Annotated in this window: 13 protein-coding genes; 9 read left to right on the top strand and 4 right to left on the bottom strand. The window is 55.9% G+C overall.

All coding sequences use genetic code 11. From position 1 onward, the window contains the following. Nucleotides 1–154 precede the first annotated feature (154 nt). The 4 genes from QZ862_RS13250 to thrS all read left to right on the top strand — a co-directional run bounded on the left by QZ862_RS13250 (nt 155) and on the right by thrS (nt 3,524). The gene (locus QZ862_RS13250; protein WP_296100480.1) at nt 155–601 is read left to right on the top strand and encodes an iron-sulfur cluster assembly scaffold protein; all 447 of its coding nucleotides are present in this window, start codon (nt 155–157) and stop codon (nt 599–601) included. 4 nt (nt 602–605) lie between these two features. Then, nucleotides 606–968, top strand: coding sequence for a membrane protein insertion efficiency factor YidD (gene yidD / locus QZ862_RS13245; protein ID WP_296016461.1), 363 nt, complete (start codon nt 606–608; stop codon nt 966–968). Between the two features lie 9 nt (nt 969–977). Beyond that, nucleotides 978–1,412, top strand: a complete 435-nt coding sequence (locus tag QZ862_RS13240; RefSeq protein WP_296016458.1) for a DUF2267 domain-containing protein — start codon at nt 978–980, stop codon at nt 1,410–1,412. A gap of 108 nt (nt 1,413–1,520) precedes the next feature. Next, nucleotides 1,521–3,524, top strand: a complete 2,004-nt coding sequence (gene thrS, locus QZ862_RS13235; protein WP_296100478.1) for a threonine--tRNA ligase — start codon at nt 1,521–1,523, stop codon at nt 3,522–3,524. Nucleotides 3,525–3,618: 94 nt separating this feature from the next. On the opposite strand, the gene QZ862_RS13230 is transcribed toward thrS, so the two are convergent. Next, nucleotides 3,619–4,599 carry a hypothetical protein gene (locus QZ862_RS13230; protein ID WP_296016454.1) on the bottom strand — a complete coding sequence of 327 codons (981 nt, stop codon included), beginning with the start codon at nt 4,597–4,599 and terminating at the stop codon, nt 3,619–3,621. 108 nt (nt 4,600–4,707) lie between these two features. On the opposite strand from QZ862_RS13230, the gene QZ862_RS13225 reads away from it, so the two are divergent. From QZ862_RS13225 to QZ862_RS13215, 3 genes are all read left to right on the top strand, one after another. Beyond that, nucleotides 4,708–5,289, top strand: coding sequence for a nitroreductase (locus QZ862_RS13225; RefSeq protein WP_296100476.1), 582 nt, complete (start codon nt 4,708–4,710; stop codon nt 5,287–5,289). Beyond that, nucleotides 5,289–5,894, top strand: a complete 606-nt coding sequence (locus QZ862_RS13220) for a flavin reductase family protein (protein ID WP_296100474.1) — start codon at nt 5,289–5,291, stop codon at nt 5,892–5,894. Before QZ862_RS13225 ends, QZ862_RS13220 begins: the two co-directional genes overlap by 1 nt. Nucleotides 5,895–6,046: 152 nt before the next feature. Continuing rightward, the gene (locus tag QZ862_RS13215) at nt 6,047–7,183 is read left to right on the top strand and encodes a DUF2336 domain-containing protein (RefSeq protein ID WP_296100472.1); all 1,137 of its coding nucleotides are present in this window, start codon (nt 6,047–6,049) and stop codon (nt 7,181–7,183) included. Between the two features lie 64 nt (nt 7,184–7,247). Here the strand turns inward: QZ862_RS13215 and QZ862_RS13210 are convergent, their stop codons facing one another. Further along, on the bottom strand, nt 7,248–7,646 hold the full coding sequence (locus QZ862_RS13210) for a hypothetical protein (RefSeq protein WP_296100470.1): 399 nt from the start codon (nt 7,644–7,646) through the stop codon (nt 7,248–7,250). Between the two features lie 205 nt (nt 7,647–7,851). Between QZ862_RS13210 and QZ862_RS13205 the strand changes: the two genes are divergently transcribed. After that, nucleotides 7,852–8,307: a GNAT family N-acetyltransferase gene (locus QZ862_RS13205; RefSeq protein ID WP_296100468.1), complete on the top strand. Its 456-nt coding sequence runs from the start codon at nt 7,852–7,854 to the stop codon at nt 8,305–8,307. Here QZ862_RS13205 and QZ862_RS13200 read toward each other — a convergent pair. Further along, nucleotides 8,304–9,509, bottom strand: a complete 1,206-nt coding sequence (locus QZ862_RS13200) for an AI-2E family transporter (RefSeq protein WP_296077187.1) — start codon at nt 9,507–9,509, stop codon at nt 8,304–8,306. The two genes, QZ862_RS13205 and QZ862_RS13200, sit on opposite strands and share 4 nt — an antisense overlap. 223 nt (nt 9,510–9,732) lie before the next feature. Here QZ862_RS13200 and QZ862_RS13195 point away from each other — a divergent pair, with 223 nt between their 5' ends. Further along, on the top strand, nt 9,733–11,460 hold the full coding sequence (locus QZ862_RS13195; RefSeq protein ID WP_296016437.1) for an ABC transporter ATP-binding protein: 1,728 nt from the start codon (nt 9,733–9,735) through the stop codon (nt 11,458–11,460). Nucleotides 11,461–11,492: 32 nt separating this feature from the next. Here the strand turns inward: QZ862_RS13195 and QZ862_RS13190 are convergent, their stop codons facing one another. Further along, nucleotides 11,493–12,425 (bottom strand): DMT family transporter, encoded by a 933-nt coding sequence (locus QZ862_RS13190; protein WP_296100466.1) that lies wholly within the window; start codon nt 12,423–12,425, stop codon nt 11,493–11,495. Nucleotides 12,426–12,475 lie beyond the last annotated feature (50 nt).

Genomic DNA, 12,475 nt, shown 5'->3' with positions numbered 1-12,475 from the left:
GCCACCATTATTTCATCGTCGCTTGATGTATGGTGAATGAGTTAACATATTACGCCTGGCATGGGCCGCAAAGCTTTTCCCATAGCGACACATCGTTTAGTAAATGAATGACATCGGTCCCATCGTTCCTGGGCATTCACTTGGATCTTCGATAATGGATGACATTTACAACAACCGCATCCTTGACTTTGCCGGCAATATTCCGCTCACCGGAGCGATGCCGGATGCGCAGGTGCAAGCACAGAAACATTCCAAATTGTGCGGGTCCAAAGTTAAGGTCTATCTGAAGATGGACGGCGAAATTGTTTCGGCCTTTTCTCACGAGGTGCGCGCGTGTGCCTTGGGGCAGGCATCATCTTCGATCATGGCGCATCATGTGATCGGTGCAACAAGCGGTGAAATCCGCAAGGCGCGCCAGGACATGATCGACATGCTGACTGCGGGCGGCGAGGGGCCATCGGGTCGCTTCGAAGATATGCGGGTGCTGAAGCCCGTCAAAGATTATAAGGCTCGCCACGCCTCGACGATGCTCACCTTCGAGGCGATTTGCGACTGCCTGGACCAGCTGGAGGCTGAAAAGTCTCTGTCCGAAGCGAGTTGATCTGATGTGTGGACAACCGGGTTGTCACGATAAACCGCGCAAATCTCCAAACCGCTCTCGGAATTGGAATGGACCATTTGCGAAGACGCCCGGCAGGCTGTTTGGCATGGGATTCATCCGGCTCTATCAACTGACGCTTTCCGGCTTCATCGGAAACTCCTGCCGTCACATTCCGACATGTTCCGAATATGGATATGAAGCGATCGCCCGCCACGGATTATGGTCTGGAGGGTGGCTGAGCTTGTTTCGCGTCGCACGGTGTGGACCGGGTGGAACGACGGGATACAATGCTGTGCCAGATAGCCTTCGATCTGTCCGTTTTTGGCAGCTTTGGAGGCTCTGGACTCTCGGAAAGCACGAAGGTTGATGCTGGTTCATGACGGTACCACAGGAATACATTAGTGCATCCCGAGATTTTGAAGCTGCGCTTGTCGATGTTCGCGACAGAGCCATGCTCAGCACGACGCATCGTGCCTTCACGACGCTTGAGGCGGTGCTTCGTGTGTTCCGGCGACGTCTGACGCCGGATCAGAGTTTGGCGTTTGCTGGGTTGCTAAAGCCGGGCCTGCGGGCACTTTTCGTCGCTGACTGGACGATGGGCGAGCCAGCCGTTCCTTTCGATACAAGGCTCAGACTGCAAGAGGAGGTCATGTTCTTCAGGCGAGACCATAATCTTTCGCCAGACACGGCTATTCAAGATGTTACGCAAGCGTTGCGTCTTCACATGGGCGAGGAGAAGTTGAAGAGCTTTCTCAAATCCGTTTCTTCTGATGCACTGTCTTTCTGGGGTTTTTCGACCGAAATCGAATAGACTTTACTGAATAGGCAAATTTCAGTATCCACGCGCTGCATTGTCAGTCGTTTCGGCTGACCAATATCCCACCCGCATTCGTTGGCGGGACTGGACAGGAGAATTAAAGTGTCAGACGCCGTTTCCCTTACATTTCCGGATGGCTCCGTTCGTCAGTACCCCGCGGGTACAACCGGACGTGACGTCGCCGAATCCATTTCCAAGTCGCTCGCAAAGAAAGCCATCGCCATTGCGCTGGACGGTGAATTGCGCGACCTGTCCGATACGATTGCCGATGGCGCAATCGAGATTGTCACCCGCGACGACAAGCGGGCGCTTGAACTCATTCGTCACGATGCCGCTCACGTCATGGCGGAAGCCGTGCAGGAATTGTGGCCCGGTACCCAGGTGACGATCGGCCCCGTCATCGAAAACGGTTTCTATTACGACTTCGCCAAGAACGAGCCTTTCACGCCGGACGATCTGCCCAAGATCGAAAAGAAGATGAAAGAGATCATAGGCCGGTCGAAGCCCTTCACTCGCGAGATCTGGTCGCGCGAGAAGGCAAAGGAAGTCTTTGCCGCAAAGGGAGAAAACTACAAGGTCGAGCTTGTCGATGCGATCCCCGAGGGTCAGGATCTCAAGATCTATTATCAGGGTGACTGGTTCGACCTTTGCCGTGGTCCGCATATGGCCAACACCGGTCAGATCGGTACGGCCTTCAAGCTGATGAAGGTCGCGGGTGCCTATTGGCGTGGTGACAGCAACAATCCGATGTTGACGCGCATTTACGGCACCGCCTGGGCAACACAGGAACAGTTGGACCAGTATCTACATATTCTGGCGGAAGCCGAAAAACGCGACCATCGTCGCCTAGGACGTGAAATGGATCTGTTCCATTTCCAGGAAGAAGGTCCAGGCGTGGTGTTCTGGCATGGCAAGGGCTGGCGTATGTTCCAGACACTGACCAGCTACATGCGCCGTAACCTTGAGGGTACCTATCAGGAAGTGAACGCACCGCAGGTGCTGGACGCCTCGCTGTGGGAAACCTCCGGTCACTGGGGCTGGTACCAGGAAAACATGTTCGCGGTGAAATCCGCCTACGCGTTTACCCATCCCGATGACAAAGAAGCGGACAACCGTGTCTTTGCTCTGAAGCCGATGAACTGCCCTGGCCACGTCCAGATCTTCAAGCATGGGTTGAAGTCTTATAGAGAACTACCTGTCCGTCTTGCGGAATTCGGTACCGTACACCGCTACGAAGCCTCGGGTGCCCTTCACGGCCTGATGCGCGTTCGCGGCTTTACCCAAGATGACGCCCACGTCTTTTGCACCGAAGAGCAGATGGCGGCTGAGTGCTTGCGCATCAACGATCTAATTCTCTCGGTCTATCAGGATTTCGGTTTTGAGGAGATCGTCGTCAAGCTCTCAACCCGTCCTGAAAAACGCGTTGGTTCCGATGATCTTTGGGATCGCGCCGAAAGCGTGATGACGGACGTTTTGAAGACCATCGAGGAGCAATCCGGCGGGCGCATCAAGACCGGCATTCTTCCGGGCGAGGGCGCGTTCTACGGTCCGAAATTCGAATATACGTTGAAGGACGCTATCGGCCGCGAATGGCAGTGTGGCACGACCCAGGTCGACTTCAACCTGCCGGAACGTTTCGGTGCCTTCTATATCGATCAGGCGTCCGAAAAGCGCCAGCCGGTGATGATCCATCGTGCCATCTGTGGCTCGATGGAGCGTTTCCTCGGCATCCTGATCGAGAACTTCGCCGGTCATATGCCGCTGTGGTTCGCACCGCTCCAGGTGGTTGTCGCCACCATTACGTCTGACGCCGACGATTACGGTCGCGAAGTCGCTGAAGCCTTGCGCGAAGCGGGCCTTTCGGTCGAAACGGATTTCCGCAACGAGAAGATCAACTACAAGATCCGCGAACATTCGGTCACCAAGGTTCCTGTCATTGTCGTTTGCGGCAAGAAGGAAGCCGAAGAGCGTACAGTCAATATTCGTCGTTTGGGTTCACAGGCTCAGACGTCGTTTTCGCTTGAGGATGCGATCGCCAATCTGATGGATGAGGCAACGCCGCCTGACCTCAAGCGCAAGCGTGCGGCAAAGACCAGAGCGATATAAAGAAACTGAAAACGGCGCCTCAGGGCGCCGTTTTCATATATAGTCTCGCGGGGGTGTTCGATCATCGATCGATGCGGGCGCTTTTTCTTGGACGCTACTCGAAATCGCCCGTCGCATCTTCCGTCGTCTGATCCTTCATCAGCACTTCCACGTCGGAATCCTGACCGGCCTTCACCGAAAAATTGCGCTGGTAGACCTTGTCCTTGTTGCGGGCGATTGCAGTATATTCGCCGTCGGCGAGAACCATGGTGGAAAAGGCGCTGACGCTTTCATTGACCACGTCTCCGGCACCCGTCAGGACGGACCAGGCCGTATCGGCAATGGCTTCGCCGCCATGCTCCGAGACGAGCTTGAGCGTTATCTGGGCCGCATGATGTTGCAACGTCGCTTCGGTCAGCTTGCCGGCCTCAACCTGAATGTCGGCGCGCACCACCGCATTCACCGAGCCATATTCGGAAACGACGTGGTAGGTGCCTGCATTGAGGCGAACAATCGTGTTTGGCTTCACATCCGTCATCACCAGCTTCCGCTCTCCGTTCTCGGAGGCTTCGGACGCGTAGATGGAAAACTTCAGCTGATTGGCGGAAATGTTCTTGTCGTTGCCCGCAACAGCATTCAATACGAAGCCACCAGCATCGAGAATAAGAACCTGCTTGTCGATCTTGCCGTTCTCCGGAACGCTGAGCTTCTTGGTCACGCCAGCGCGACCGAAGGCGACATTGACGAAGTAATCACCGGGCTCAAGGTGAAATTCGGCTGAGCCGCCGTCCGAGCTTGCAAGCATAGGCAATTTGCCATCGGGTCCCGGAATAGGGCTGAACACGCGCCAGGCAAGTCCCTCCATCATCGGCTCGCCCTGCTGGGTCAGCTTTGCTTCCAAAAAGATGTCACGCGATTTCACCGCCTCCGGTTCCGAAGGGGAAGGAACGGAGAATGCATTCAGCTTTGGCATCTTTGGCGTGCCGCCGAGTTGCTTGAACTCCTTGAAGGCATCTTGAGAGATAGCAACGCCAGGAAGCGCAGCGGCCGCTGCCAGCGCGATGCACAGACCTGCTCCAATTTTGGTGAACGTCATTTCTCTCGACCGGATTGACTTCTTGTTTTTGTGGGACCACTTCAATCCGAACCGCAAGGCTATTTCAAGGCCTGTCTTTAGATTGCATGCGAATGGAACGGTGCGACCATGAAAACTGACATCAAGCTCATCGACTATCTGAACGTAAGGCGCTCGACGCCGGCGCCGCAATTGACCGAGCCAGGGCCAAGCCGCGAGGAACTCGAAGAGATTCTTCGTCTGACTGTCCGTGTTCCAGATCACGGCAAGATTGCACCCTGGCGATTCGTCGTTATTCGCGGTGACGAGCGGGAAAGGCTGGGCGAGGCGGCCCTTGCTTTGGCACTCAAGAAAAACCCTGAACTGAGTGTGGATTTCCAATCCGTTGAAAGAACACGTTTTACCAGAGCGCCGGTTGTAATCGCGGTCGTCAGTAAGGCTGGGCCACATGTGAAAATTCCCGAATGGGAGCAGATCATGTCGGCGGGTGCCGTCTGCCTCAACCTGCTCATGGCGGTAAACGCGCATGGATACGCCGCCAACTGGCTGACCGAATGGGTTTCGTATGATCCAGATTTTCTTCCCGAAATGGGCGTAGGTGAGGGGGAGAAAGTTGCCGGGTTGATCTATGTCGGATCGACGACATTCCCTCCTGTCGAACGACCGCGCCCGGACCTGAGCGATGTGGTCACCTGGGTCGGGGAAGCTTGATGTTCTATACGACGGACACAAACCAGCACGGGATGGCACATGATCCTTTCAAAGCCATCGTCGCGCCGCGCCCGATCGGCTGGATTGGCTCGAAAGGAAGCGACGGTACGCTGAATCTATCGCCCTATTCGTTCTTCAACGCCATTTCGGACACGCCGAAACTGGTGGTGTTCTCGTCGAGCGGCCAGAAGGACAGTTTACGCAATGTCCGAGAAACCGGCGTTTTTACGGCTAGCCTCGTCAGTCGCCATCTCGTTGACAGGATGAATGCATCATCGGCCCCCGTTAATTATACGATCAACGAATTCGAGTTGGCCGGCCTCACCGCCCGCATGGGAGAGGTTGTGGATGCCCCCTTTGTCGCAGAAGCTCTGGCGGCGCTTGAGTGCCGTGTCACCCAGATCGTGCAGCCAAATGACGTCGAAGGTCAGCCGGTCAATTCCTGGGTGGTCTTCGGCCAGGTGATGGGCATTCATATCGATGAGGCGATCATCCAGGAAGGACGCATCGATATGTCGCTTGCGCGCCCTGTAGCCCGAATGGGCTATATGGATTATGCCGACGGGGGCTCCGACGTGTTCCAACTTGCTCGACCCTCGGCCTGAAAAATCCCAGACTTCATTATGGTTAAAAAACATGGTGAACCAATCGTAAACCTTTTCTCCCTAGGTTTTACCCATGGAAGTCAAAAGGCGGTTCGCTAACGAGTCGCCTTGAAATCCAAAGGGTCGTAGAAAACATTTCTTGGGGTGCAGGGGTGGTTGTAGAGGCATTTCTCAGCTGGACGGATAAAGCGCGCGCTGGAGACAGAGCAAAGGCTGCGAAGGCTCTGGGCGCGGCCTATGTCACTGGCACCATGCCAACTGGGAAGCGGGCAGGCGCCTATATGGCAATGTCCTATCTTCTGGATGATCCGTCGCCCAAAGTGCGTCAGGCGTTGGCAGAAGCTCTCTCATCGTCTGAAAATGCGCCACGTCCTATCGTAATCGCTCTGGCCGAAGATCAGGCGGAGGTCGCGTGTATGGTGATTCTCCATTCGCCCGTTTTAAGCGAGTCCGACCTCGTCGATCTGATCGGCAGAGGCTCCTCCGTCACAAGATCCATGGTCGCCGCCCGCGCTGATCTTTCCCCCGGAGCGTGCGCAGCGCTGTCTGAAATCGGCGGTGCGTGCGAAGTTGCCATCATGCTCGAGAGCGGATCGGCACAGGTGACGGCATTTTCCATCCGGCGTGTCTGTGACCGTTTCAAGGAAGACGAACAGATCCGTAATCTTCTGCTTGAGCGAGACGATCTGCCAGCGGATGTTCGCCATGCTCTTGTTCTTCAGGTGGGTGAGGCTTTGGTATCGGCTGGCATCATCACCCATGTCATCAGCGTCGCACGAGCTCGACAAATCATCCGAGATGCCACGGACGCAGCAATGACGCTGATTGCCGGCGATGCTCGCGGTCAGGATATTGGATCGCTGGTAGAGCACTTGCGCCAGCAAAGCCAGCTGACGCCTGCTTTTCTTCTTCAACTTCTCTGCACCGGAAAGCTCGATTTCTTTGCCGGGGCCATCTCCAATCTGTCTGGGCTCGAGGAGCGCCGCGTTCGCTCGATCCTCGCAACCGGAAGGCACCACGCGGTCAGGGCGCTGTTCCAGTCGAGCGGCCTGTCTGACAGAACTCTCGATGTTTTCATCGAGGCGACGCATCTGTGGAGACAGGCTGCCGAAATGCCTTACGGCGGTGCGGTCCAGCAGGTCGCCACACGACTGCTTGAGAAATTTTCGCAATCCGAAAGCGATACGGTGCTCAGTGAAATGCTGGGTATGGTCGAAAAGCTGCAAATCGTCGATCAGCGCCAGAGAGCAAGATCCTTTGCACAGGACATGATCGCCGAGGCTGCTTGATCGTTAGCTGGCCGGTCGGGGGAGTGTTTTGCGGTATGGGTAGAGATCCGCTTAAGCACTCTGCCTATTTGGAAAGCCGTCTGGCGATCCACGAATAGCTGTCTTCGACCATCCGCACCGGTTTGCCCAAAACTTCTTTTACGCCCTCTGTCGATGGAAGGATCTTCTTGACGCGCCCAATGGCGCGTTGGGCGAGGTTCTCTTCTTCCTGCGCATCACTGGGTTCGGCCACCTGCGGGGCGTCCTGTCCGGTGGTTGCCTGCTGGACGGGAGCTTCCGGCATCTGGCAGACAGCAACGACAACCGGATACGCTACATTCGTAAACTGCCCGAGTTGCTTCTCCGAATCCGCATCGCAAAGCTCGATGCTCGTCCATCGCTGTTGCGGCGTTGCAATGTAGCGGCAATCCGACGCCGTATCGTCGCAGCCAAGAATTGTCATCAAGACCATGGCGGTTCGCATTTTGGTTTTCTCCTGCGCAAAGAGCTGTTCTATTCAGCGCGTCATTCACGAAGATTGCAGTCTTATTGTGATGACCATAACCTAGCGCGCTGTGAGTCCAACCCGGACGCACAAAGGCCGCCTTACATTTTTAAATCTACGCATGGGCTTTTCTGAAAATCGATTGCGACTTTCAGGCCGATGCTTAAGCCATAACGGAAATAGCATGCCTGTGGACATTAATCTGGAATCGCCGCGCCAGCCTGAAATCGCCCGCCTTATGGATCTGTCGAATGCCTATATGGCGTCGCTTTACCCGGCGGAGAGCAATCATCTTGTGGATCTCGAGGCTCTCGAACAGCCTAACGTATCCTTTCTAGTGGCGCGAAATGACGGCGAGATTGTCGGCTGCTGCGCGCTCGTGGAGGCAGGAAACGGCACGGCAGAGATCAAGCGGATGTTCGTCGATCCTGAGGCGCGCGGACTTCGCATCGGTAAGCTGATGATGAACGCTCTGGTCGAGAGGGCCCGTGAGCTTGAGCTTGAGGCAATCCGGCTCGAAACAGGTATCAGTCAACCGGAGGCAATTAACCTCTATCGCAAGGCCGGGTTCATAGAGATAGAACCATTCCCGCCTTACAAGCCTGATCCGCTCAGCATGTTCATGGAACTGAGGTTTTAAACCGAGCTGACCGACTTGCGCAGGGGAGCCGGTTCTTCCAGCTCCTCCTCATACACATCATGAACGACCACTGGCTCGCTTGCCGAAATTTCTGCCTCCCGGACCCATTCGCGCCATACGGCCACCAGAAGCGCCATCAGCACGGGACCGATGAACAGGCCGAGAAAGCCCATGGTCTTGACACCGCCGACAAGGCCGAAAAAGGTCGGCAGGAACGGAAGCTTGATCGGACCGCCCACAAGCCGGGGGCGGATAGTCTTGTCGACGATAAAGAGCTCCACCGAGCCCCAGATGAAGAGCCCGATACCTGCCGCAGGAGAGCCGCTCGCCAGCAGATAGATGGACACCAGAGTGAACGACAGCGGCGCGCCGCCGGGGATCAACGCCATAACGCCCGTTAGGACGCCAAGAGTTACCGGCGAGGGGACGCCCGCAATCCAGTAGGCAATACCAAGGATGATACCTTCGCCGATGGCGATCAGGGTCATGCCCGTCACGGTCGAGCTGATCGTTGCAGGAACCACGCGTGAAATGCGCTCCCAGCGATTGGGCAGGATTCGTTCCCCAACGAGATCGACTTGGCGGGCAAATCCTTCCCCGTTGCGATAGACGAAGAAAAGCGCGATCAGCATGAAGAGGAGGGTGAGGACGAGGTGAAAGGCGCCGTTGCCTGCCGCGACGATGGCACGATAGATATTGCCAATATTGGCGCCGCTGACGAGCTGGATGACCTCTCCGATGGCGCCAGGCGTGCCGACGTAACGGGTCCATTGTTCACTGAACCATGGGCCGACGCCTGGAAGTGCCGCGATCCATTCAGGCACCGGAGCGCCTGTCTTATTGACCTCCACCGCCCAGCCGAACCATTCGCGTATTTCACCCGCCGTATAAGAAGCGGCGATGACAATCGGTACGATCAGAAAGGCGATGATCAGCAAAATGGCGATCGTCGCGCCGACAGTGGTGTTGCCTCCCACTCTGTTGAGCAATCGTCGATAGATCGGCCAGCTCGCAAAGCCAATAACGAGTGCGGCAAGCACGGGAACCAAAAAGCCGTAGAAAAAGTAGATGCCTGCTGCGACAGTCAGAAGCAGGAGCCATCGCGCCGCAGAAATGGACGGTACCAGCGCGTTACGAGTGGGAGTGGCAGCACCCAACCATCGTGTTTCTCCATCGGTATGATGATTGTCGGCTTTGTTCACTCTCGTCTCTTTCGCATTCCCAGTGCAGCAGGTCACACTGTCACAGGTAAGATGTGGGGTGCAATCTATTCCCCCGTTATTATGCTTTTATATCGTCGCAAAACATATTGAACGAATTTGGTAAAATTTGAGCAGCATGCTTGGACTTCTGACATGAATGTGAGAATGAACGAGCGCATTTACAACCGTAGAGGTTTACTGCTTCGTTCTGGACCTACCCATTATGCTGCGTCGATTCTTCGCCTACTATCGCCCCTATCGAGGGCTTTTCATTCTCGATTTTTCCTGTGCCGTTTTCTCAGGTCTTCTCGAACTCGGCTTTCCCATGGCGGTGAAGCTTTTTGTCGATGTCTTGCTGCCTGCCTCGAACTGGCCGGTGATCCTTGCAGCATCGTGCGGCCTGCTGCTCGTCTACATCTTCAATACCGGCCTCATGGCGACTGTCACCTATTGGGGACATATGCTTGGCATCAATATCGAAACCGACATGCGCCGTGCAGCCTTCGATCACCTGCAGAAGCTTTCGTTCCGCTTTTTCGATAACCAGAAGACCGGTCATCTCGTCGGGCGCCTGACGAAAGACCTGGAAGAAATCGGCGAGGTTGCGCATCACGGACCGGAAGATCTCTTCATTGCGGTCATGACCTTTATCGGCGCCTTTCTGCTCATGCTTTCCGTCAATGTACCTCTGGCGTTGATCACGGCCGTCATCGTGCCTCTGACGGCATGGGTGACGAGCCGTTATGGCACACGCATGACGAACAATTTTCGCGCGCTTTACAGTCGTGTCGGCGCCTTCAACGCCCGCATTGAAGAAAATGTCGGGGGGATGCGCGTGGTCCAGGCCTTCGCCAATGAGAACCATGAGCGCGCGCTTTTTGAGAAGGACAATCAGCGCTACCGCCGTACCAAGCTGGATGCCTACAAGATCATGACGGCCAGTACTTCGCTGAGCTATATGAGTATGCGCCTGACACAGATGGTCATCATGATCTGCGGCGCATGGCTGGTGTTGCAGGGCGATCTGACCAATGGCGGCTTCGTCAGCTTCCTTCTTTTGGTCAATGTCTTCTTTCGCCCGATCGAGAAGATCAACTCCGTCATAGAAACCTATCCCAAAGGTATTGCCGGCTTCCGTCGCTTCACCGAGCTTATCGATACCGAGCCTGACATCGCAGATGCGCCGGACGCGATTGAGGCTCCGTCTATTCGGGGTGATATCACCTATAATGGCGTCAGCTTCGGCTACGCCGACGGTAAGCAGGTTCTGTCCGATATTGATCTGACGATCCGCGCCGGGGAAACGGTTGCCTTCGTCGGCCCGTCGGGTGCGGGCAAGACGACCTTGTGCTCACTTTTACCGCGCTTCTACGAGGTGACGGCAGGCGCAATCACCATCGATGGCATCGATATCCGCAAGATGACGCTTGCTTCCTTGCGGAGCCAGATCGGTATCGTCCAGCAAGATGTGTTCATGTTCGGCGGCACCGTTCGCGAGAATATAGAATATGGGCGTCTCGGATCCAGCGACGAGGAAATCTGGGTTGCTGCGCAGCGGGCGCATCTGGATCAAGTGATCGACGCTATGCCCGACGGGATGGATACGGTGATTGGTGAGCGCGGCGTCAAGCTCTCGGGTGGACAAAAACAAAGGCTTGCGATTGCCCGCATGTTCTTGAAGAACCCGCCTATTCTCATTCTGGATGAAGCGACGTCCGCACTCGATACTGAAACAGAACGTGCGATACAGCAGTCGCTCGGAGAACTGGCGGAAGGACGCACGACGCTGATTATTGCCCATCGTCTTGCAACGATACGAGATGCGTCGCGTATCGTTGTGGTGGATACGAGCGGAATCGCTGAAAGCGGCAATCACCAAGAGCTTCTTGCGGCCAGGGGGCCTTACAGCCGTCTCTATGAGGCTCAGTTCGGCGCCGGTCTGATCGCATAGTCTGCTAAACGATCAATGCAGGACGATCGTCCTCACTCGGAAACTTTTTGCGGTCTATGGGCCCTCATGCAAAGCAAAACGCTCAGCACGACGGAGACGATTGCGATGCTCTCTATCGGCGTCGGCCCACGGTTTTCCCATAGGAAACCGTAGAGTAGAGCGAACAAGGTCTCGAACAAAATCATCTGTCCCACCATGGTGAGTGGCAGAAGCCGGCTCATGCGGTTCCACAGCGCGTTGCCGAAGATGGAGGCTGAAATGCCGAGGCCGACTGCGACCATCGTGAATTGTGCCCAGTCAGATCGGGGATGAGCAATGCCACCGAAAGCGAAGGCCGGTATGGCGAGAACGAGCGCGAGCCCTCCGGTGACGACGCCCGTCATCAAATTCCATTCATCAGCGCTGACGGCATGGAGACGGATGAGCCATCGCGCGTTGCCGACCGCAAAAGCCGTCCAGGATGCCAGTGCGCCGATGGCTGCTAACAACCCAATGAGTTTGCGGGCATCGAGCGCAGTGCCGTCATGCATCAGCGACTGCCAGGAGATCCCGATGATACCGACTGCACCCAGCAAGAGCGATGGCCAAAGGCGCTTCAGCGAGACTGCGCCGTGATCCATACTGCCGATGATGGTGACTGCCACAGGCAGAAAGCCGATAATGATCGATGTGAAGGCGACTCCACTCAGTTGAACAGCGGTGGAGATGAAAACGTAGTAGAGCAGGTTACCGACGAGACTGAGCCAAAGCAGGGCGGTCCATTCTGCTCGACCGAACTGCGCGGAGACGCGTTTGATCCTCGGCGCGATCAGCGCAAGCGCAATTATGCCGTAGGTGAGATAGCGCGCAGTCGAGAGTTGTAACGGTGTGAAACCTGCCGGGATGAGCTTGGGTGCAAGAAAAATCCCACCCCAGAGCGCTCCCGCAAGCATTCCGTAAAATAGCCCCAAGCCTGTCTTGTTCATGCCATGCCCTCGCATTGATGGCGAGCGGTGTGCCATGGGCGCTGGAGACT

Source organism: uncultured Agrobacterium sp. (assembly GCA_913777615.1).
GTDB lineage: Bacteria > Pseudomonadota > Alphaproteobacteria > Rhizobiales > Rhizobiaceae > Agrobacterium.
This window is presented reverse-complemented; position numbering and strand designations above follow the sequence as displayed.